Origin of the sequence: uncultured Bradyrhizobium sp., from assembly GCF_964252615.1 — a bacterium.
Taxonomy (GTDB): domain Bacteria; phylum Pseudomonadota; class Alphaproteobacteria; order Rhizobiales; family Xanthobacteraceae; genus Bradyrhizobium.
Window position 1 is genome coordinate 15,215 of record NZ_CAXUNQ010000008.1, and the last position, 22,340, is coordinate 37,554.

At 63.3% G+C, this 22,340-nt stretch carries 18 protein-coding genes; 3 read left to right on the forward strand and 15 right to left on the reverse strand.

All coding sequences use genetic code 11. The features are described 5' to 3' along the window. Positions 1-18: 18 nt before the first annotated feature. Genes ACFE72_RS07015 through bchF form a run of 7 tightly spaced genes read right to left on the reverse strand, consistent with a single transcriptional unit; the run spans position 19 to position 10,205 of the window. Entirely contained in the window at positions 19-1,452 is a 1,434-nt protein-coding gene (locus ACFE72_RS07015) for a BCD family MFS transporter (protein ID WP_375412355.1), read from the reverse strand. After that, on the reverse strand, positions 1,449-2,150 hold the full coding sequence (bchM, locus tag ACFE72_RS07020) for a magnesium protoporphyrin IX methyltransferase (protein ID WP_375412356.1): 702 nt from the start codon (positions 2,148-2,150) through the stop codon (positions 1,449-1,451). The genes ACFE72_RS07015 and bchM overlap by 4 nt, the downstream gene beginning before the upstream one ends. Further along, complete coding sequence (gene bchL, locus ACFE72_RS07025; RefSeq protein WP_375412357.1) at positions 2,150-3,079, reverse strand: ferredoxin:protochlorophyllide reductase (ATP-dependent) iron-sulfur ATP-binding protein; 930 nt, start codon at positions 3,077-3,079, stop codon at positions 2,150-2,152. The genes bchM and bchL overlap by 1 nt, the downstream gene beginning before the upstream one ends. Next, on the reverse strand, positions 3,076-6,822 hold the full coding sequence (locus ACFE72_RS07030; RefSeq protein WP_375412358.1) for a magnesium chelatase subunit H: 3,747 nt from the start codon (positions 6,820-6,822) through the stop codon (positions 3,076-3,078). The genes bchL and ACFE72_RS07030 overlap by 4 nt, the downstream gene beginning before the upstream one ends. Next, positions 6,797-8,374 carry a ferredoxin:protochlorophyllide reductase (ATP-dependent) subunit B gene (bchB, locus tag ACFE72_RS07035; RefSeq protein WP_375412359.1) on the reverse strand — a complete coding sequence of 526 codons (1,578 nt, stop codon included), beginning with the start codon at positions 8,372-8,374 and terminating at the stop codon, positions 6,797-6,799. Before bchB ends, ACFE72_RS07030 begins: the two co-directional genes overlap by 26 nt. Before the next feature lie 2 nt (positions 8,375-8,376). Beyond that, positions 8,377-9,666, reverse strand: coding sequence for a ferredoxin:protochlorophyllide reductase (ATP-dependent) subunit N (locus tag ACFE72_RS07040; RefSeq protein ID WP_375412360.1), 1,290 nt, complete (start codon positions 9,664-9,666; stop codon positions 8,377-8,379). Next, positions 9,663-10,205, reverse strand: coding sequence for a 2-vinyl bacteriochlorophyllide hydratase (bchF, locus tag ACFE72_RS07045; RefSeq protein ID WP_375412459.1), 543 nt, complete (start codon positions 10,203-10,205; stop codon positions 9,663-9,665). Before bchF ends, ACFE72_RS07040 begins: the two co-directional genes overlap by 4 nt. A gap of 292 nt (positions 10,206-10,497) precedes the next feature. On the opposite strand from bchF, the gene ACFE72_RS07050 reads away from it, so the two are divergent. Next, positions 10,498-11,385, forward strand: coding sequence for a B12-binding domain-containing protein (locus tag ACFE72_RS07050; RefSeq protein ID WP_375412361.1), 888 nt, complete (start codon positions 10,498-10,500; stop codon positions 11,383-11,385). A gap of 8 nt (positions 11,386-11,393) precedes the next feature. Next, on the forward strand, positions 11,394-12,077 hold the full coding sequence (locus ACFE72_RS07055) for a heme oxygenase (biliverdin-producing) (RefSeq protein ID WP_375412362.1): 684 nt from the start codon (positions 11,394-11,396) through the stop codon (positions 12,075-12,077). Between the two features lie 23 nt (positions 12,078-12,100). Here the strand turns inward: ACFE72_RS07055 and ACFE72_RS07060 are convergent, their stop codons facing one another. Beyond that, on the reverse strand, positions 12,101-14,281 hold the full coding sequence (locus tag ACFE72_RS07060) for a GAF domain-containing protein (RefSeq protein ID WP_375412363.1): 2,181 nt from the start codon (positions 14,279-14,281) through the stop codon (positions 12,101-12,103). 1 nt (position 14,282) lies between these two features. Further along, positions 14,283-15,656 carry a transcriptional regulator PpsR gene (gene ppsR / locus ACFE72_RS07065; RefSeq protein WP_375412364.1) on the reverse strand — a complete coding sequence of 458 codons (1,374 nt, stop codon included), beginning with the start codon at positions 15,654-15,656 and terminating at the stop codon, positions 14,283-14,285. A gap of 395 nt (positions 15,657-16,051) precedes the next feature. On the opposite strand from ppsR (ACFE72_RS07065), the gene ACFE72_RS07070 reads away from it, so the two are divergent. Then, positions 16,052-16,480 carry a c-type cytochrome gene (locus ACFE72_RS07070; RefSeq protein ID WP_375412460.1) on the forward strand — a complete coding sequence of 143 codons (429 nt, stop codon included), beginning with the start codon at positions 16,052-16,054 and terminating at the stop codon, positions 16,478-16,480. A 17-nt stretch (positions 16,481-16,497) separates the two neighbouring features. Here the strand turns inward: ACFE72_RS07070 and ACFE72_RS07075 are convergent, their stop codons facing one another. From ACFE72_RS07075 to ppsR (ACFE72_RS07100), 6 genes are read right to left on the reverse strand one after another with little or no spacing between them, the layout of a single operon-like run. Next, entirely contained in the window at positions 16,498-16,764 is a 267-nt protein-coding gene (locus ACFE72_RS07075; RefSeq protein WP_375412365.1) for a hypothetical protein, read from the reverse strand. 50 nt (positions 16,765-16,814) lie between these two features. Further along, complete coding sequence (locus tag ACFE72_RS07080; RefSeq protein ID WP_375412366.1) at positions 16,815-17,303, reverse strand: TspO/MBR family protein; 489 nt, start codon at positions 17,301-17,303, stop codon at positions 16,815-16,817. Then, the gene (locus ACFE72_RS07085; RefSeq protein WP_375412367.1) at positions 17,303-18,502 is read right to left on the reverse strand and encodes a geranylgeranyl diphosphate reductase; all 1,200 of its coding nucleotides are present in this window, start codon (positions 18,500-18,502) and stop codon (positions 17,303-17,305) included. Before ACFE72_RS07085 ends, ACFE72_RS07080 begins: the two co-directional genes overlap by 1 nt. A gap of 1 nt (position 18,503) precedes the next feature. Then, positions 18,504-19,844 carry a BCD family MFS transporter gene (locus ACFE72_RS07090; protein WP_375412368.1) on the reverse strand — a complete coding sequence of 447 codons (1,341 nt, stop codon included), beginning with the start codon at positions 19,842-19,844 and terminating at the stop codon, positions 18,504-18,506. A gap of 2 nt (positions 19,845-19,846) precedes the next feature. After that, complete coding sequence (gene chlG / locus ACFE72_RS07095; protein ID WP_375412369.1) at positions 19,847-20,740, reverse strand: chlorophyll synthase ChlG; 894 nt, start codon at positions 20,738-20,740, stop codon at positions 19,847-19,849. Continuing rightward, entirely contained in the window at positions 20,733-22,166 is a 1,434-nt protein-coding gene (gene ppsR, locus ACFE72_RS07100) for a transcriptional regulator PpsR (RefSeq protein WP_375412370.1), read from the reverse strand. The genes chlG and ppsR (ACFE72_RS07100) overlap by 8 nt, the downstream gene beginning before the upstream one ends. Positions 22,167-22,340 lie beyond the last annotated feature (174 nt).

A 22,340-nucleotide genomic window follows, 5' to 3' on the forward strand; every position in this document is an offset into this window, starting at 1 on the left:
CGACCTCCCTCTCGTTGACTAACCTGGAAATTCGGCCAAACCGAATTTGGATGAAGGTTGCGAAAAGTCCGTCCGTACCGCGCGCACGAGCGGGCCGATCGCAACCAGAGTGGCGAACAGCAGAGCAATTTCGATGTGATAGACGACGCTGTATCCCGTCGATGGATCGGTCAGCGCGCGGCCGAGCGCGCCGGTTGAAGCGAGCGAGGACACCGCGTCGCGAATGCCGCCGCCGAGCGCGATGCCGCCGCCGGCCGCGGTCGCCTGCACGGCCCCCCATGTGCCGAGCGCGAGCCCGCTCTCGCCATCCCTGGCAATGGCCATCGCCGCGGTCAGCGTGCCGGCGGCGAACAATCCGCCGCCGAAACCGATCAACGCGGTGCCGATTCGGAACAGCAACACCGAATGCAAGGGCGCCGCAAAGATGACCGCCGAAAATGCGAACACCCCGGCCACCGCGCCGAAGCCGGCGATGCGATACGGATCGGCATGGCGTCCAAGGGTGCGCGCGGCAAGACCGAAGCCCGCCAGCGTGCCGAGCGCGAAGAACGCCGTCAGTGCCGTTGTTTGACCGACCGTCAATTTCAGGATTTCGGCGCCATAGGGCTCCAGCAGGATATCCTGCATCGAGAACGCCGACGTGCCCAGCGCCAGCGCCACAAGGACCCGGACGGAGCCGCCGGATTGACGGAACTTGGCCCAGGACTGGTGGAATTCCGGCCGCTCGCGCGCCGCCGAGGTAAGCGCCGGATTGCGCGCTTCCTGCTTCCAGAGCGCCGCAATGTTGAGCAGCATCTGCGTGACGGCAACGCCCTGGATCACCTGGATCAGGCGAATTTCGTTGAAGTTACGCAGCAGCTCGCTGAAAATCAGCGCGCTGCCGGCCATGCCGACCAGCAGCATCACATACAGAAACGCCACAACGCGCGGACGCGCCTCGGGCGGCGCCAGGTCGGTCGCCAGCGCGAGGCCGCCGGTCTGGGTCGTATGCATGCCCGCGCCGACCATCAGAAACGCGAGCGCCGCGCCGAACTGTCCGTACACCGCCGGATATTCGCCGGTACCCGACAGCACCAGCAGCGCGAAGGGGAGAATAGCAAAGCCGCCGAACTGCAGCAGCGTGCCCATCCAGATATAGGGCACGCGCCGCCAACCCAGCACCGACCGGTGATTGTCCGATCTGAAGCCGATCAAGACCCGGAACGGCGCGAACACCAGGGGAATCGAGACCATCAGGGAAACCAGCAGCGTCGAGACGCCGAGCTCGACGATCATCACGCGGTTCAGCGTGCCGTTCAGCAGCACGATGGAAATGCCGGTCGAAACCTGGAACAGCGACAGCCGCAGCAGACGTCCGAGCGGCAGCTCGTTGGTCGCTGCATCGGCAAACGGGAGGAAACGCGTCCCCAGACGCATCCAGCCTTTTGCCATTGTCGCGGAGATTTGGCTCATTGCGGGATAATCTCCAGAGCTTGCGACTTGTAGAATCCGCTCGCGATGCGGCGGCTGCGGCCGATCTGCCAGCGCTCCAGGCCTTCATCCGATGTCAGAAGCCGCCTCAGTTTCCGCTCGCCGACCGGCTCGATCGCCGGCGCGCGGTCGCGGCGCGGAAACAGCCGGCCCACCGCGTGCATCACCGCCAATGCCGGCGTCTTCGGTGCAAACGTCACCAGCAGCGCTTCGCCGGTCCGGGCGGCCAATCCCGCCATGATCCGGCAGGTATCGGCGGGGCGGTAGTGAATCAGCGAATCCATCGCGACGACGAAATCGAACCGCCCGAGTTTCGGATCGAGCATGTCGCCAGACCTGAATTCGATCGCGGATGAATCAAGGTCGGAAGGGATGCGGTCGCGGGCCACCGACACCAGCGTCGGCGACAGGTCGATCGCGACCACGCGCGCGCCGCGCCGTGCCGTCTCGATCGATAGCGCGCCGGTGCCGCAGCCAGCATCCAGCAATCGGGCGCCATTCATGTTTGCTGGCAGCCACGACAGCAAGGTGCTGCGCATCTCATCGCGGCCGGCGCGGACCGTGGCGCGGATTCGTCCCACCGGCGCGTCCGACGTCAGCCTGGCCCAGGCGTCGACCGCGGTACGGTCGAAGTAAGTCTGCAGTTCGCCCCGTCGTTCCAGATAGCTGGCAATAGACATCAATCGAACCCCAACAGATCGAAGATTTCACGATCCTTCAGCGATTTGCCGGGCAGAGCCGCGGTTTTGCCCTCCCAGAGCTCGGTCGCGAGCCGCATGTATTCGTCGGTGACCGCCTTCAATTCCGGCGTCTGGTCCATCTCGAACAGCGTCGATTTTTTCAGCCGGCTCTTGCGGATGACGTCGAGATCCGGGAAATGCGCGACGCGCTTCAAGCCGGCTTTTTCGTTGTAGCGGTCGATCTGATCGGTCGCGACGCTCCGGTTGGCGATCACCCCGCCGAGCCGCACGCCGTAATTCTTCGATTTCGCTTCGATGGCGGCGACGATGCGGTTCATCGCAAAGATCGAGTCGAAATCGTTGGCCGCGACGATCAGCGCGCGGTCGGAATGCTGCAAGGGGGCGGCAAAGCCGCCGCAGACGACATCTCCGAGCACGTCGAAGATCACGACGTCGGTGTCTTCGAGCAAGTGATGCTCTTTCAGGAGCTTAACGGTCTGGCCCACGACATAGCCGCCGCAACCGGTGCCGGCAGGCGGGCCGCCCGCCTCCAGGCACATCACGCCGTTATAGCCTTCGAACACGAAGTCCTCCGGCCGTAGTTCCTCGGCGTGGAAATTCACCGACTCCAGCACGTCGATCACCGTCGGCACCAGCCGCTTGGTCAGCGTGAAGGTGGAGTCGTGCTTCGGATCACAGCCGATCTGCAGCACGCGCTTGCCAAGCTTCGAAAAGGCCACCGACAGATTCGACGAGGTCGTGCTCTTGCCGATGCCGCCTTTGCCATAGACGGAGAACACTTTGGCCGTGCCGATCTTGAGCTTGGGATCGAGCTGAACCTGAACGCTGCCCTCACCGTCGCCGCAACGCGAGAGGCTTTTCAGCTTCAAGTGGCCTTCCAGCGCGGATGGAGGGGTTTGGACGTTCATGCGGCAACTCCTACGCCTTCAAGGCGGTCTTCGAGCTCTTCGCCTGCCCTGCGCAGGACATCGAGCATCTCGGGATCGGGCGACCAGTATTTGCGTTCATGGGCCTCGATCAGCCGATTGGCGACCTTTGCCGAAGCGACGGGATTGAGCTTGGCGAGGCGCTCGCGCATCTGCGGATCGAGCACGAAGGTTTCGGTGAGCTGCCGGTACACCCAGGGCGCCACTTCCCCCGTGGTCGCCGACCAGCCCATGGTGTTAGTGACGTGCTCTTCGATCTGCCGCACGCCCTCATAGCCGTGCTTGAGCATGCCCTCGTACCATTTCGGATTGAGCATCCGGGTGCGGGTCTCCAGCGCGACCTGCTCCGACAGCGTGCGAACCGTGCCCGCGCTGCGGGTCTGATCGCCGATATAAACCGGCGCCGATTCGCCGCCCCTGGCGCGCTTCACGGCGCGGCTGACGCCGCCGAGCGTATCGAAGTAGTGGTCGACGGTGGTGACGCCGAGTTCGACCGAGTCCAGGTTCTGGTAGGCGAGATCGACGGTGGCGAGCGTGCTCTTGAGCAACGTCGTCTGCTGCACCGGCTGGCCCTTGAGGCCATAGGCGAAGCTCTTGCGGCGGGTATAAGTCTCGGCGAGTTCGTCCTCGTCATCCCAGCGGCCGTTCTCGACCAGGTGGTTGACGTTGGAGCCATAGGCGCCGTCTGCATTGCCGAACACCCGCAGCGATGCGGTTTCCAGATCGCAGTTATGGGCCGTCTGGTACGCCACCGCATGCTTGCGAACGAAATTCTTCTCGACCGGCTCATCTGCGGATGCCGCAAGCAGGCAGGCTTCGGCCAGCAGCTTGATCTGCAACGGCAGCAGATCGCGGAAAATACCCGACATCGTAATAATGACGTCGATGCGAGGACGGTCGAGTTGCTGCAGCGGAATGAGTTCGGCGCCGGTCAGGCGGCCATAGCCGTCAAAGCGCGGCCTGGCTCCGAGCAACGCGAGGGCCTGCGCGATAGGCGCCCCCTCGTTCTTCAGATTGTCGGTGCCCCAAAGCACAATCGCGACCGATTCGGGGAATTCATTGCCTTCCGCGAGGTGTTTGGCGATCAGCCGCTGGGCCTGGACCGCGCCGTCCTGCACCGCATAGGCGCTGGGAATGCGGAACGGATCGAAGCCGTGGAGATTGCGCCCGGTCGGCAGGATGGCGGGCGTGCGCAGCAGGTCGCCGCCCGGTGCCGGCCGCACGAACTTGCCATCGAGCGCATTCAGGATGCCGGGTATTTCGTGATCCCGTGCGAGCAGGACGTCGATCGCGGCGAGTTCCTCGCAAAGCTTCCGGGTCGCGGCGTCGGACGTCGCCAGACGCTCCCGCGCGCTGCCGCTCGCGATCGCCTCCAACACGGTCTTGTCGAGACGCGCGCCATACGAGGCATCGGCGACGGCCTGTAGCATTTCCACGCGTTGCTCGGGCGAAGGCGTCTCGCCCACCACATGAAGGCCATGCGGAATTAACGTGTATTCGAGTTCGAGAACGGCTTCAGAGAGCTTGCCGATCGCCTTCACCGGGTCCGTCCATGCCGGCTCAGGCTCCGCAAGCTCCAGGGTGCCGGCCTGGGCCTGGATCAATGTCGCAAGACCGGCGCGCTCGGCATCTTCGCCCGGCGGCAAGCCGCGCCAGCGTTCGATCGACGCTTTCAGTTCGACAAGGCCTTTGTAAAGTCCGGCATGCGCCACCGGCGGGGTGAGATAACTTACCAGCGTGGCTGCGGAACGGCGCTTGGCGATAGCGCCTTCGGAGGGATTGTTCGACGCGTAGAGGTAAAGGTTCGGCAGGTCGCCGATCATGCGATCCGGCCAGCACGCGCCGGAAAGACCGGCCTGCTTGCCCGGCATGAACTCCAGCGCGCCATGTGTACCGAAGTGCAGCACGGCGCCGGCGCCGAAATCCTCGCGCAGCCAACGGTAGAATGCCGAGAATGCATGGGTCGGGGCAAAGCCTTTCTCAAACAACAGCCGCATCGGATCGCCCTCGTAACCGAAGGCGGGCTGGATCCCGACAAACACATTTCCGAAACGTTCGCCGAGCACGAAAATCGAACTGCCGTCGCTTTGCTGCCTGCCCGGCGCCGGCCCCCACTGCGCTTCGATCTGCCGCAGCCAGGTTTCACGCCGGACGTGATCGCCGGCCGGAATGCGCGCATGGACATTGGCATCGGCGCCGAAACGCGCGGCGTTGCCGACGACGATGCGCTCGCGCAACGCATCGACACCGGCGGGAACATCGACCTGATAACCCTCGCGCTTCATTGCGCTGAGGGTGCGATGCAGGGATTCGAACACCGAAAGAAACGCGGCGGTGCCGGTATTGCCCGCATTGGGCGGAAAATTGAACAGCACGATCGCGACCTTGCGGTCCCGGCGCTCGGAGCGGCGCATCGCGATCAGCTTCGCGGTACGGGACGCCAGCATGTCGGCGCGTTCGCCGCACGCATGCATCTCGCCGCCGATCTCCGACCGCGCGAAGGTGCACGCCCGCTCGCAACCGGTGCAGGGGACGCCTGCTCCGTCGGAACGGCCACCATAGACCATTGGTCCGGCGGCGCCGTCCAGTTCGGGGATCGCGACCATGATGGTGCTCTCCACCGGCATCAGCCCGCGATCCGACGCGCCCCATTGTTCGAGCGTCTGGAACTCAACGGGGTGCGCGGAGAGATAGGGAACGTCGAGTTTTGCGAGGATATCCTCGGCGGCCTGGGAGTCGTTGTAGGCAGGACCACCGACCAGCGAGAAGCCGGTCAACGATACCACCGCATCGACGGCACTTCGGCCGTCCTTCATAAAGAAGCGCTCGATCGCCGGGCGCTGGTCGAGGCCGCTGGCGAAGGCCGGGATCACGCGCAGGCCCTTGGCCTCGAACGCCGCGATCACGCCGTCATAGTGGCCGGAATTTCCAGCCAGCAGATACGAGCGCAGCAACAGGACACCGACCACGCCGTTCTCGTCAGCGATCGCCGGCAGCTTGTCGACCGTGTCGGCGATGCGGTCCTTCATGCGCGGGTGGTAGACGCCGATATCGGCGTAGTCGACCGGAGGAGCGGCCTTGGCGATACCGCGCAGGGCCCGCCGCGGTCCGTCGGCATAGCGGTCCACCAGCAGGCGGACCATATTGGCGATATTCTGCGCCGAGCCCGCGAGCCAGTATTGCAGCGTCAGGAAATAAGCGCGCATGTCCTGCGCGGTGCCGGGAATGAAGCGCAGCAGCTTCGGTAACCGCCGCAGCATCTTCATCTCGCCCTTGCCGGGGCTGCCTCCCTTGCGGTTGCCGCGCAGCCGCTTCAGCCAGGCGATTGCGCCCAGCGCCTCGCCGCTCATGTCGAATTTGCCGATCCGCGTCAGCTTGACGACTTCGGCTGCCGACATGCAGCAGATCATTGCGTCGCAATCGTTGCGGCGGGCGGCAAGCGCGGGCATGACGGCGCGGACGTGATCGTCGAGAAACAGCATGGTGGCAATGACGATATCGCCGCGGGCGATATCGGCGTTGCAGCGGGCAAGCGCCGCGTCATCGGTGCCCCATTCGTCGGCGGCGTGCACCGTCAGCTCAAGTCCCGGAAAATCGCGCTTCAACAGGTTGCGCGCGCGCGCAGCCGCGCCGGACAGATGGCTGTCCATGGTCACGATAACGACGCGCATCGGCGCCGGCGCGCGGGATGGCACCAGGTCAGCGGGCGTAGTGCGCTTTGGCATCGTAAAGCGTCTCGACGGTTATGGTAGCCACGCCGCTTTCATTGGCGAAGCGTTCGGTGTTACGGCGGGCCTTGCCGCGAACGAAAAAGGGAATCTTGCGCAGTTCTTTCTCGGCGTCCGCCGCCCAGATGACGGCGATTTCCGGCGCCGCGATCTCCGGCTGAGCCGACGGGGCCGCCGGCGCGTCCGTCGCGGGCGCGGCGTGACCCGCGCCGAGATGCGACGGCACCGCGCCGTCCTTGAATTCAAAGTCGTCCTTGAACATCGTCAGCAGATGTTCTTCGAGACCCATCATCAGCGGATGCACCCAGGTGTCGAAGATCACGTTGGCGCCTTCGAAACCCATCTGCGGCGCGTATCGCGCCGGAAAGTCCTGGACATGGACCGGCGCCGAGATCACGGCGCAGGGAATGCCGAGGCGCTTGGCGATATGACGCTCCATCTGGGTGCCCAGCACCAGTTCCGGCTGCAGTTCCGCCACCCTGGCCTCGACCTCGAGGTAATCGTCGGTGATCAGCGGCTCGACGCCATGGAGCTTTGCAGCTTCGCGGATTTCGCGGCCGAATTCGCGGCTGTACGTGCCGAGTCCGACGACTTTGAAGCCGAGTTCATCGGAGGCGATGCGAGCGGCCGCGACGGCATGGGTCGCATCGCCGAAGATGAAGATTCGCTTGCCGGTCAGATACGTCGAATCGACCGAACGTGAATACCACGGCAAGCGCGTCGTGCATGAAGCCGATACCGCCGTCGCATCGACCGCGGCGAGCTTCGCCACCTCTTCGACGAATTCGCGCGTAGCGGAGACGCCGATGGGGATGGTCCTGGTCGATGGCTGGCCGAACGTCCGCTGCAGCCAGGACGCAGCCTGCCCCGCGATCTCGGGATACAGCACGACATTGAAGTCGGCGTCGCCGAGTCGGGCCAGATCGGCCGGCGTCGCGCCCATCGGCGCGGTGACATTGACGTCGATGCCGAGCTTGGCGAGCAAGCCTGTGATTTCCGTCACGTCATCGCGATGGCGAAAACCGAGCGCAGTCGGGCCGAGCAGATTGCAGCGCGGACGAACGCCGGCCGCGCGCTCCGGACGCTTGACGCCAGGTGCCGGCGCCAGGGGTCCGGCCAGCGCGCGCACCAGTTGATAGAACGTCTCGGATGCGCCCCAGTTTTCCTTGCGCTGATAGGCGGGCAGATCGACGGTCACGACCGGGATCGGCAGGTTCAGCGCGCGCGCGAGGCCCCCCGGATCATCCTGGATCAGCGATCCCGTGCAGGAGGCGCCGACGATCATCGCCTGCGGCCGAAAGCGGTCATAAGCGTTTTGCGCCGCGGTCTTGAAAAGGCCGGCGGTATCGCCCCCCAGATCGCGCGCGGCGAACGTCGTGTAGGTCACCGGCGGCCGCCGGTTACGGCGCTCAATCATCGTGAACAGCAGGTCGGCATAGGTATCGCCCTGCGGCGCATGCAGGACGTAATGCAGGCCGTCCATCCCGGTCGCGACGCGCATCGCGCCGACATGGGGAGGTCCTTCATATGTCCACACCGTGAGCTGCATCGCTATGCCACCAGTCTGGCGCGGCGCACGAGCGGCCGTGCAAACAGTTCGGCGAGGTCGGCAGCCTGCTCGTAGCCCTGGATCGGCGTGAATACGAGTTCGATCGACCACTTGGTGGTCATGCCCTCGGCCTCCAGCGGATTGGCGAGGCCAAGGCCGCACACCACGAGATCGGGCCGCGCCGCGCGGCAGCGATCGAGCTGCAGATCGACGTCCTGCCCCTCGGTCAGGGCGACATCCGATGGCAGCAGCTTGAGTTCTTCCGCAAAATGTTCGCGGTGCAGATAGGGCGTGCCGACCTCGATCAGCTGCATCGACAGTTCGCGCGACAAGAACCTTGCCAGCGGAATTTCGAGCTGCGAATCCGGGAACAGGAAAATGCTGCGGCCGCCGAGCTGGTCGCGATAGCGAACCAGCGCCCGCTCCGCCCGGATGCGATAGGGCTGCGTCACCTGTGCGAACAGCGAAGGATCGACGCCGAAGGCGTCGGCCGCGGCCCGCAGCCATGCGCTCGTTCCTTCGACGCCCAATGGGAACGGCGCCGCCAGTCGTATCGCGCCGCGGTCCTCAAGCGCGCGCGCCGTTTCGGCGAGGAACGGCTGCGCCAGCAGGAATTTGGTATTCGGCCCGACACCCGGGAGCGCGGTGGAATTGCGCGGCGGCAGGAATTGTACCGGGCCGATACTGAGCGCCTCGAACATGCGGACGAACTGGTCTTCGACCACGTCGGCCAGCGAACCAACAACCAGAAGCTGGTCCTCGCCCGTTCCCAGCGGGGGGAGTGCGGGAACGAGCGAGGCGAGACAGGCATCCTCGCCTTGCGTGAACGTCGTCTCGATTCCGCTGCCGGAATAATTGAGAATGCGTACTGCCGGGGAAAACCGTTGCGACAGCCGCAGTGCGGCGCGCGACAGATCGAGCTTGATCACCTCGGAAGGACACGAGCCGACGAGGAACAGCAGCCGAATATCGGGACGCCGCGCGATCAATTGCGTCACGATTCGATCGAGTTCATCGTTCGCGTCGGTGAGCCCGGCGAGATCCTTTTCTTCCATGATCGCCGTAGCGAAACGCGGCTCGGCGAAGATCATCACGCCAGCCGCGGACTGAATCAGGTGCGCACAGGTTCGCGAGCCCACCACGAGAAAGAACGCATCCTGGATTTTCCGATGTAGCCAGACGATGCCGGTGAGACCGCAGAATACTTCGCGCTGGCCGCTCTCGCGCCGAACCGGCTTTGCGGCGGCTTCCCGCGCCGCGCCCGCAACGCAACTCTGGATATGTACGTTCATGCGCGGCTCCCGGCGGCAGTGGAAGCCGCTGACGGCGCCATGCGCTCGTCACGCCGTGCAGCGCGCAGCTTCAAGACAAACTGCGTGGCGTTGACAACGTAGGAAGCGTAAGCCGCCAGCGCGAGCAGCATCTGCTGACGGGGATCGCCGATCCCTGCAAGCAGCGCGACCAGGTAGGCCGTGTGGAGAGCCAGCACCAGGAAGCTGAACACGTCTTCCCAGAAGAACGCCGGGGCAAACAGGTAGCAGCCGAAAACTTCCCGCTCCCAGATCGAGCCGGTAATCATGATCGCGTAGAGCAGCAGCGTCTTGATGACGATCGACGCCGTGGCAATCGGAAATCCGTCGCCTGATGTCAGGTACCGGACGACGAGGGCGAGGCTGATCAGGAAAACTGCGAACTGAACCGGCGCCAGAATGCCTTGGACAAGCGTCCACTTGGTTGCATCGCGGCGAAGACGCTCTTCCGGGGTGTAGAGCGTCTTAAGTCCTTGCGGCGTCGAAGAGACTTGGAATTCCGGTTCACTGGCGACCGAGATCGTGTTCGCAGTCGCAGCGACGGATTCTGCGCGCGTGCTGTAAAGAATATTTGACAGTTCGGTGTCGCGATGGTGCGATATCGCTTGGGGATAGCGGGGTATGACCGGCGTTTGCTCGCCGCTTGGGTTCAAATCTCGATGTGAAGCTGCCCGAAGATGCACCGCGCCACTCCCTATGTGCGGCTTGATGAACAGAAGGCTAAACTCCGTTCGAATGACTGTCAACTAAACCATACGTAAATTAAACTTGACGGTTAAAGAAGTCGGGGACTTAATGTGCGGGGAGTAAAAAATGACCGACGCAAGTCAGCAGTCAGTCTCAGCCGATGCAGCCGCAGACACGATTGCGGCACGTCGTCCCAAATCGCTTCGGCAGCGGATTCCCGCGCCGATCTGGCAATTTCGCCCAACGCTGCCCCCTGTCAGCGTCGTCAAAACCATCAAGACCCGAATCATTCCCAAGATCGTGCTGGCGCTTCTCAAGGTGCCGGCGCCGACGGCTGGGGAAGCCGAGCACAACGATTTGAGCGGCGTCGAGCAATTCGCGGCGCTCGCGCTCGGAAACGACGACAGCGCGCCGTTTGCCTACGTCGAGGACCTGATGGCGCACGGCGTAACCGTGGAATCGATCTTTCTGGATCTGCTCGCGCCCGCCGCGCGGCATCTCGGCACGCTATGGGAATCGGACGCGACCGATTTTGCGAATGTGACGCTGGCCGTCAGCCGCCTGCAGCGAATCATGCGACGCTACGGCGAAAGCTTTTTCGATCAGGGAAGCCAGGGTGGCGGCGAATCCATTCTGCTGACCATCATTCCAGGCGAGCAGCACAGTTTCGGGCTGTCCATGGTGGCTGAATTCTTCAGGCGGGCCGGATGGAATTTATGTACCGGCCCGTTTTCGTCGCATCAGGAACTGACGTCTGTTGTGCATAACCACTGGTTCGACGTCATCGGCTTTTCCGTCAGCAGCGACCGCAGGCTCGACGAGCTTAGAAAAGATATCCAGGACATCAGACGCGCCTCGCGCAATCGAAACGTCGGGATCATGCTCGGCGGGCCGATGGTAACCGCGCATCCCGACCTTGTGGCGGCCATGGGAGCCGATATGATGTCGGCCGATGCGGCCGCCGCGCCGCACCAGGCACGCGGACTGATCGAACAGATGAAGAGCCAGAATTGAGCCCTGCAATGACGGCTGCAACGGCGGACAGCTTGCCGGTCAGCGTGGTCACCGCGCTTTATTTCCGCACCAAGGCTCTGCATCTCGAGGCCGAACGCACCGGCATCATCCGCGATCTGCTGCGTGGGAAAGCCAGCCGCGAAGGCTATGTTCTTCTGCTGCGCAACCTGTTGCCCGCCTATCGGGCGATGGAGCACGGCCTTGAACGCCACCGCGGCTCGCCGGGCCTCGGCGAGGTCGCAAGGTACCGGCTTGATCGCGCACCCGCGATCGAATCCGATCTTGTTGCGATCTGCGGCAAGGCTTGGGAACGCGACGTTCCACTGCTTCCCGCCGGCGAGGTTTACGCGCGCCGAATCGCAAAGGCGGCCGAAGGTGATGGCGCGCGGCTGATCGCGCATGCCTATACGCGCTATCTCGGCGACCTCAGCGGCGGTCAGATATTGCAGCGGCTTTTGTTGAGATCGCTGCAACTTCAACCGTCCGAGCTGTCGTTTTACGATTTCCCGGGTTTTTCCGATGTAGCCGCGCTGAAGGCCGATTATCGCAATGCGCTCGATCAGGCCGGGGCGCTGCTGACGGATCCGCAGATCGTGGTCGAAGAAGGCGCCATTGCCTTTTCCCTCAACATCGATCTTTCCTGCGCCGTGCAGACCTGCATGCTGCCGGTTGCAGCGGCGGCAGCGGAATAGTCCGTCCGGACCGGCGGCCGCGACTATCGTTCCGGCTTGTCGCCGCCCGAGGTGCGGGACGAATGCCAGATCAGATGTTCCAGCACCTCGGCGGTGCGCAGCGTCGAATTGCGCACGCTCTCGAGCATTTCTGCGATGCGGCCGGTCTCGACCCCGTAGGTGATTTCAAGTGCCGCAAGCTGGGCGTTCTCGACGACCGACGAAAGCAGGTTCTGATAGACCAGGTCCGCCTCCGAATCCAGCCGCACGCTGTTGATGCGGTGACTCTGGATGATTCCTTCCTGAAACCGGCTCCGCGCCGCCTCCGCGGCCTTGCGATCGGTGATATCCGAGAAAATCAACACAAATCCCAACACCCGGTCCCGCGAAGGCTGCACCGGATCGGCGCGGACCATCAGCGGCTTTTCCCTGTTGCCCTCGCTGCATAACTTCAGTTCGCCGCGCCAGGCGCGATGATGACGAAGCAGTTCGCCGACGTTATGGAGAAACCAGTCCGGCTGTTGAAACGCGCCGGCCAGATCGTCGAGGTGCGTCAATGCCGCGCTGTCCTTCGGCAGCAGGGCTTTGAAAGCCTGGTTCATCAACAGTATTCCGCCGTCGATGTCCGCGATGATCACCGGCTGTTCGGAAACGCGGACATGGCGGCTGAACTGTTCCAGCTGGTCCTGCGCGATCAGGGTGCGCACAGCGCGGAATTGCAGCACGATATCGGCGACCGCCTGGCCGATCAGGCGCGCGGCGGCCAGATCGGCCGGGGTCCACGGCTCGGACGTGCCTTCCACGAGTTGATGCCATTGCGCAAAGGACCGGCGCGGCGACAAATCAAGCGGATTGTCGCCGATCACAAAGGGCGACAGCGGATCGCCGCCCCAGGTCACGGTGCGAATACGCTCGGGGCGAAACCAGATCAGATATTCGCCGGGATTGTCGGAAATCGGCGTGACAACGACGCCGCTCGCGACCTTCGTCAGACCGGCAAATTCGGGGAAGTCGATTCCAAGGGAGGCGGTCGACATCACGGAAGGTCCGCGCCGGCGATCCAGCCCGGCGCATATCTCGCGGATCTCCGTGGTGCCGGGGACCTCGCCGGCGGTAACGACCTGGCCTTCGTAAATGAGCGCGCTTCCACTGGCGCCGAGCGGCTGGAGGATGGATTGCGAACTGTCAAAAATCGCCGAACGCCAATCGCCATCGCGTGACAGCGATTCGATCATGCGCTGCTCGAGCCGTTGCACGAAGATTTCGGACTGGCTCTGGAAAAAACTTTCTAGCGCCGCGATGCGGGTCGCGATCGCCTCGGCGAGAAGCTCGCACACCGCCCTGAGTTCGAAGTGAATGAAGCGCGGCTCGTAGTGATGACAGGCGACCAGTCCCCACAACTTGCCGCCGACAACCAGCGAGACGACCAGCGTGGCGCCCACGCCCATGTTCTTAAGGTATTGCAGGTGGATCGGCGACATGCTGCGCAGAAAGCAGAGCGACATGTCGAGATCGCGCCCGGTCAACGGCGAAAGACGCGGCCGCAGCGGCACGGGCTGATATCCGACATCCACCAATACGCGCACGCGCGTACGTTCGTAGAGGCGCCGCGCCATCTGCGGAATGTCCGAGGCGGGGTAGCGGTTGCCGAGATAGGCTTCGAGATCCGGCTTGCGGCGCTCGGAAAACACCTCGCCGTGCCCTTCGTCGTCAAAGCGATACACCATCACACGGTCATAGCCGGTGCGGTCCTGAAACAACGTCGCGGCCTCGTCGCACAACGCGCGAAGCGAGGCGGCGGTGCGAATTTTCTCAAGCGCGCTCGCGATCTGCTTTGACAGATCGACGGACGGCCCGGCGCGCTCGAGCTCGATGATCAGTCCGCCGGCCGGCGGGCGATGCAACAGGCCGTCGAATTCCGTGCTTGGATTGCCGATGCGGCAGCGCACCGCGATCGGCATGCCCTGCGAGGTCGGATCAAGATGGGGCAGGATCCGGAACAGAAGGTCACCGTCGAGATCGGCAAGCGACATTCCGATGATCTGTGCAAGATTCAGAAATTCAGCCGCGTTGGCGCTGGCTTGAACGACACGGTGATCCGGCTCGCTGACGACCAACAGGGCGCCATGCGGTTGAATCGAGCCCGCCAGATGAATCTCTTCCCGTTCGCAGTTCGAAAGATCGGCTTTTCCGAACGCTGGGGTAGCGTGGGAATGCAACGCCAACTCAATCCTCTGAGGTTTCCTCGGCGTCCGAACCCTTGTCGTCGAGGCCGTAACGGTTGAGCTTTGCATAAAGGCTCTGCCGGCTCAATCCAAGAAGCTCGGCGGTCGCGGTTCGATTGCCGCCGGCAAGTTCGAGCGCTTCCTTCACGTAGTGCTGTTCGACGATACTCACGGTGTTCTTGACGAGTTTGCGGAGCGACGATTTTCCGATCTGCTCGCTGATCGATCCCAGCGCCGTTCGAAGCGGACCGCCCTCCCCGCTTGATGCAAGGCGGCGAGCAACATTACGCAGCAGTACGCCGATATGGTTGTGCTCGCTGCCTTCGCCATGGCCGGCTGAAATCTCGATTTCCGTATCCGTACCCAGCTCGCCGCGGATGGTCGTTGTGAACAGCCGAACCGTCTTGTGCCGCTGGATGTTGGCGAGCAGCGCGTTCAAATCCGCGCCGGGCTGCCAAAGCCACCGCCCGAGAGATTCGCCGATTGCGGAAGCTTTGGAGCCGATCTGCACCAGATCGAGGAACGCCTGGTTGGCATGGCGGATGATGCCGGCTTCGTCCAGCGCCACGAATCCATCCGGCAAATGGTCGACCAGATCTTCCACGGTCGAGCGCTGGCTACGCTCCATGGTGACCGGCGAATTGGCTGCGGTAAACTGCAACAGGAATATGTGGCCGGGCTCCGCCGTTATCAGCGATCCACGCAGCATCCACGGTTTTGCGTCCGCGCCGAGATGCACCAGAATGCTCAACGCCTTGCCGCGCTCGCGGACGCGCGCCAGCATGTCACGAACGGCCTCGCGGTCTTGCGCGGCGACGTCCTGCAGCAGATCGCGGCCGGCAAGATCCTCGTTGCGGCGGCGCGACGAATTCAACGCCTCAATCGCGGTTCGATTCGCCTCTATGATCCGCAGATTGGCCGTGGACACGATCACGACGGCTTCGTTCGACGCGTCGAAGACGAGACGGTAGCGCGTCTCGATTTCGCGGAGCTTCCAGTAATCGCGCTCCATGGTCTGCTGCGCGGCGATCAGGCGTGACTGCAACTCGGCGACCGCCTGCAGGTTCTTGCCGATCGCGAGCATTCCGGCGCGGCCGCCGAGCAACACGGTGGTGAATTCCATCGGAATTTCCAGGCCGCTCGGAAAACGCTGGTTGATCTGCCTGAAGGCCGAAATGCCGCTGACGCGCGCATCGTCCACCATGCGCTTGATCTTGTCGCCGCCCAGTTCGCCGGCGATTTCCACCCACGGGCGACCGAGCCAGCCGTCGACGCTTTCGCCACTCATGGCCGGCGACAATGTCGCTTCGCGGATCACACCTTCCATATCCAGAAGCAGCGTGATGTCGGGCTGTACGGTAGGTAAGGCGGCCATTTTATTTATCTATCGATCATTTCCGCGGCAGGAATTATTCCAGGCGACTGCCGAACCGGCGACAGTCAACACAATGCACGGAATGTGCCAACGCCGCCTGACACTTAACGCTCGGTATCGGCAAATGGCTCCCTAGCAATGCACAGAATCTACCAGGCAAGTCAATAAAACCTTGGTTTAGAGCGTTTAGTTGTCCTACATACGTTACACTGCTGCGGAACCGGGTACCGATCGACGGGTTAATAACACCTGAATCGCCCTCCTCTCCGGGCCAGGGATCGATTTCTGCTCAGAATTACGCCAATAATCGACAACTGGATTTGATATCCATAACTGTCAACTTATCTTACCAACAGACCGTTCAGGCAAAAAACGACCAGGAGAGCAACGTGGCAATCAAACGTACAGTATCGGCTTGTGTCTTGGCAGTGGCGGCGGCTTTTCCGAGCGTGGCATCCGCTCAGGACGCGGCCAAAGGCGAGCAGGTTTTCAAGCAATGCATGACCTGTCATCGCATCGGGCCCGACGCCAAGAATCTGGTCGGGCCGGTGCTGACCGGGGTGATCGGCCGGCAATCCGGGACCGCTCCGGGCTTTTCCTATTCGACACTCAACAAGGCCGCCGGCGAGAACGGACTGGTGTGGTCCGACGATCTGATCATGCAATATTTGCCCGATCCGAACGCGTTCCTGAAAAAATTTCTGACCGACAAGGGCAAGGCTGATCTTGCGACGGGCTCCACCAAGATGACCTTCAAGCTTGCAGATGAACAGCAGCGTAAGGACGTGATTGCCTACATCAACAAGTTTTCCGACAAGAAATGACCAGCCGGTGTCCGACGTTACCCGCGCCACCGCCGGTGGACGTCAATGAGGTGCGCCAGCCCGGCTGCCGTAAGGCAGCCGCCGGCTGCCATCCAGCCGCTTCCTGCGAGCGTCACGCGCAGCGCCAGCAGCAGAAAGCCTCCTGCGCACAGATTTGGCAGCAGGTCCGCCGGCGGGATGCCTCGGCCGGTGTAGCGCCGGTAAAAAATCAAAAGCGCGGTCTCAAGGACGACCACAATCAGAATGAGATCGATGAGACGTCCGCTTGCAAACAGCTCGGCCATGTTCTGACGATCGCATGCCGATCCATTGCAGGCAACATCATGCCTGGCCGCTACGCGAACGGCGCATTCAAGCGAACGACGGTCAGGTTGAGCAACGCCGCAAATGAAACCCACAGCAAATAAGGCAGCAGATAAAGGCTGGCCGGCCTGGCGAAATGCCAGAAGACGATCATCGGCAGCAGAATCGACAGCCAGAGAAATCCGACTTCGATCAGGGCCCAGTCGGGCCGCTTCAGGGCGAAGAACAACGTGCTCCAGAGCACGTTGAGAAACCCGTTAAGGGCGAACAGTCCGATCACCCACTCTCGCTGCGTCCGGTCTTGCGCGTTGCGCCAGGCATGGACCGCCGACACCGTCGCCAAAGCGAAGATCAACGTCCACGCCGGCCCGAACAGCCAGTCCGGCGGCTGCCATGACGGCTTTAGCAGGCTTTGATACCAAGGTCCGGTATCCGTCAGCGTTCCGCCGAGCACGCCAATCAAGATGGCAACCGCCGCCGCGATCGCGACCGGTTTCCAGACGCCGCGGCGGGCCGCCATTACGCAGAGGCCAGCCCTGCCATGTGGGCAAGGTTCTTGAAGAAGATACGCACATGGGCCATGGGCTTGGCGCGAACCAGTTCCTTGTTCATGTAGGCATCCCAGGTCAGCTTCTGGACGTCGCGGTCGCGGCAGATGCTGACAAAGCGCTCGCGGCGCCGGTCATTTGAGTACCAGTACCACTGCATCACGCCGAGGATCCAGAACACCAGGCCGTGCATTTTCATGAAACGCTTACGCGCGGTGCGCAGCGCTTTCGCATCGCCGGTTTCGAGAAACAGGTCGACGGCTTCCGCCGACAGCCGCCCGCCGATCATCGCGTAGTAGATGCCCTCGCCGGACGCCGGCGCGACGACGCCGGCGGCGTCGCCCGCGAGCAACACGCTATGGCCATCGTCCCATCGCGGCAATGGATGCAGCGGAATCGGCGCGCCTTCGCGGCGGATGGTTTCCGCCGAGCCCAGTCCGGCCGCGTCGCGCAAACCGCCAACGGAGTCGCGCAACGAAAAGCCCTTGCGGGCTGAGCCGGTGCCGACGCTAACGGTATCACCATGGGGAAATACCCAGCCGTAAAAATCCGGCGACACCGTGCCGCGGTAGTAGACGTCGCATCGGGCGCCATCGAAACTGGATCCGGCCTGCGGCGAACGAACGATTTCATGATAGGCGAACACGTAAGGCAGCCGGTCGGCGCCGGGCAGGCATTGGCGCGCCACTGCAGAGAGCGCCCCGTCGGCGCCGATCAAGGCGCGGGCCCGAACGGCCTTTTCCGTCGTCCTCCCATCTGCGCCGCGTTCCTCATAATAGATAATGGTCGTTCCGGAATTGTCACGCTCGAAGCGCTTGAACAGTCCGGTTCGCCGCTGCGCCCCAGCGTGGGCCGCGCGCTCCCTTAACCACTCATCGAAAACATCGCGGTCGACCATGCCGACAAAGCCCCCGTCGATCGGCATGTCGACCTGCTTGTCCGCCGGCGAAACCATGCGCGCGGAATTGACGCGAGCTACCAGCAAATGGTCGGGAATTTCGAAATCGCGGATCAGCCGTGGCGGGATGGCACCGCCGCATGGTTTAATGCGTCCGGCCCGGTCGAGCAGCAGCACATTCCGGCCAAGGCCGGCAAGATCATGCGCCGCGGTAGCGCCGGACGGCCCGCCGCCGACAACCACGACATCGAACACCTCGGAGATCGCTGGCATTTCACCCTCCTGCGACTGCGATAACCCGCAGTTCACGCTGCTGCATCCCGTTTCGCGTCGGCGCGCGATGAACCCAGACCGCCATTAACGCCGCCACGACAAAGAGTCCGGCTTCCGATGCAAAGACGGCCGAATAGGACAGCGCCGGCGACGGCAGCAAAATCCGGGCGATGTCGCTGGCCAGCGTGCCAAGAAAGCCGCCGATACCGAAGGCGAATGCCTGCGCCGCGCCCCACAGGCCCATCCGCACGCCTTCGCGTTTATCGCCGCCCGCGCCGACAAGCGCCATCATCGACCCGATAGCCGCGACTGCGTAGGCGCCATTGGTCACGCCCAGCATGAAAACGGTTTCGCGTAGCGGCCATGAGGGGCCGGCAATGGCCGCCGCGGCCAGACCCGACAGGGCGGCCGCCCAAGCAAGGCACCCGCCGATGGTCCAGACCTGCAGATTTCCATGGCAACGCGGATAGACGGCTCCGGCCAGAGGCACCAGCGCCATTCCGATCAGCGTGCCGGTGTGCTGAATACCCGACAGCTTTGTCGTCTCGCCCGGAGTAAATCCGAATACCACGCCGGCGAACGGTTCGAGGATCAGATCCTGCGCGCTATACGCCAGCATCGACACGAACACGAAGATCGCGAAGCGCCGCGCCGTGGGTTCGGCCCAGATCTCCGCGAGCGCGGCGCGGAACGAGGATTTGGGCAACGGCACTGCCTGCGGCGATTCCGGCGGCGCGGCCACCCGCCCTTCGATGCCGTACACGCCCACGACGGTGAGGACCATCGCCGCCACGGATACGGTTCCGGAAACGACGATCAGCCTCAGCGGTGAGAACGGATCGAGCATGTGGCCGGCCATGCCGGTCGTCACGATGAATCCGGCGATCATCATCACCCAGACAATGGTGGCCGCCGCCGCGCGACGGCGGTCGTCGGTGCGCTTGGCGAGCAGCACCAGGAGCGACGTGCCGGCGGCGCCGACTCCCGCTCCAATCAGGCAGAACGCGACAACGGCGAGCGCGATGCCTGACGACGGATGCGTCGTCATCCACGCCGTTGCCACGGAGGCCAACAGGCCGCCGGCCGCCAGAACCGCCATGCCGCCAACGATCCACGGGGTTCGCCGGGCACCGAGGTCGGAGCCGTGTCCCCACGCCGGCCGAAATACCTGCAGCGCATAATGAACCGCCACCAGCGCGCCCGGAAGCATTGCAGGCATTGCAAGCTCGACCACCATCACCCGGTTCAGCGTCGAGGTGGTGAGGACCACGATCGCACCGAGGCCGGTCTGCACCAGACCGAGCCGGAAAATGCCCAACCACGACAGAACGGGATCGCTCATGGTCACCCCGTTCCGATCGACGCCAGCGCGAACGCGGTGATCAGCATCCCGATCACGTAACAACTGATCCCGGTTCCATTATACCAAGGCGCGCGCGCGCGCGGGTTCTTAAGGAAATGCGCCATCAGGAAGAACTGCGCGATCAGCAATGCGCCGACGGTCGCTGCATAGATCGGCCGTTGCCAGGTCAGCAACAAAGCCACCACGACCGCCTGCGGCACCGCCATCACCAGACAGGCAAACCGCGCGGCATTGCCGACGCCGAGCAGCACCGGCAGCGAGTCGATGCCCATCCGCCTGTCGCCTTCAACGGACTTGAAGTCATTGAGGGTCATGATGCCGTGGGCGCCGATGCTGTAGAGCAGCGCAATCACCACAATGCGCCAGTCCGGGCTCGACGCGCTCATGACCGCGGCGCCGGTGAACCAGGGTAGGCCCTCATAACACAGCCCGCATGCGGCATTGCCCCACCAGCCGTTCTGCTTGAGCCGGATCGGCGGGGCGCTGTAGGCCCACGCCAGCACGAGACCGACGATGGCCGCGATAAAGCCCCAGATGCCGAGCGACGCCGCAAGCAGCAGTGACAGCGCGGTCCAGAGAACTGCGATATACAGACCCCAGCGGCCGGGAATGCGTCCCGAGGGAATCGGCCGATCGGGTTCGTTGATGGCATCGACGTGCCGGTCGTACCAGTCGTTCACGGCTTGACTGGTGCCGCACACCATCGGTCCTGCGAGCAATACGCCGACGAAGATCAGCGGCCAGCGTTGGCCCGGCGAAACGCCGGATGAAACGACGCCGCAGCCCAATGCCCACATCGGCGGAAACCAGGTGATGGGCTTCAATAATTCAACCACGACCTGCGGCGATGGGCGATGAGCGACGGCGCTATTCATTTTCGGGCCCCTCATCTGCGGCGTGTTCGGCAAGACCAAACCGCCGCAGCTTGACGTAAAGGCTCTGCCGGCTGAGGCCGAGCATTTCGGCAGCCGAGGCACGATTGTCGCCGGTCAGTTCCAGCGCGGCCTCAATGGACAGCTTTTCGATGACGTCGGTGGTCTCGCGCACCAGATCGCGTAGCGGAACCCGGCCGATCAGCTCGATCAGTTGCGCTACCGAGCGCGGAAGCTCGCGTGATGACGGCGTCGATGCCGAAAGCCGCCTTTCAACGTTTCGGATCGCAAAACCGAAACTTGGCTTGTCGTCGCTATCGGTGAGGGATACGGCTGAAACTTCGACATCGGCCGTGGCGCCGTACTCGCCGCGCATCGCCGTGGCAAACAGCTTGATCGAACCATTCTGCCGAAGATTGGCGAATGCCACGTTGAAATCCACCCCTGCGCGGCCGAGCCATCGATCAAGCTGTTCTCCCCGCGCCTGCTCGGCGCTGCCGAGCTGCGCCATCTCCAGGAACACCGAGTTTGCCCTGACCACGCGGCCATCGGATTGCGTGATGACCAGTCCGTCAGGCGCCGCCTCGAAATAATTCAGCAAGATCGAGGTCGCCTTCAAGGCGCTGCTTGCCGGTGTCGATGCGTGCGAGGAAAGCCTGACCAGAAACAGCGATGCGTTCTCCTGACGAAACAAGGATGCGGTCACACCGCATTCGCGCTGCCCGTTCGCCAGATGTACACGCGTGCTGTTGTCGCGGCCGGTGGCGCGGACATCGGAAAGCAGCGTCTCGACCGCCTGCGATCCGGCGGAATCGAAACGGCTCAGAAATCCGGATCTGAGAAGTTGCGGCGCGCTTTCATCGAGCAATGCCAGCGCCGCCGGATTGGCGTCAAGTATCGCGTAATTGCTGGAGTCAACGATCATGACCGCTTCCGATGACACCTGGAACAGCAGCCGGTACCGGGTTTCGGCATGCCGCAACCGAACGTAATCCCGCTCCATCGATTGCTGGGCATTGATCAGCCGCTGCTGCATGGCCGCAAGCGGCCGCAGGTCGCGACCGACCAGCACGAAACGGTCCTTGCGGCCGATATTGATCGCCGAATAGAGAACTGGAATGTCCTCGCCGCGAGGCGACGGATGGTTGACCTGACGCCAACTCGAAGACTTCAGCGCCGCCGCGTCCAGCAGCAATTCGCGGACTTTCGCCTGGGTTTCGGAGGTCACGATCTCCAGCATCTTTGACCCGAGCCACCGGCCCTGGGCGTCCAGCTCGAGCGACAGCTCCTCCTTGTTGAACGCGACGTCCCGGATGACGCCCTGCCCATCGACCACCACCGCGACGTCGGTTGCAGCGGCAATCAATTTCGCGGCCGACTGTGCACCGAGATCGCCCAGCGACTCCTTCGGAGATTTGAACACTTGCACCAGGGCAAATATCCTCCAGCAAACAGTGATCCTCCACTCCTGCGCCTTCCAACCCGGCTTTTATTTTTCAGCGGATGCGTGTCGCGCGGAATTCGGCCTTGTCCGCTTGCCGCCGCACCGCCCCCGGGCAAACCAAGCTTGCTGAGCCGGCAAGGCGAGGGAAGCTTGCGCGCG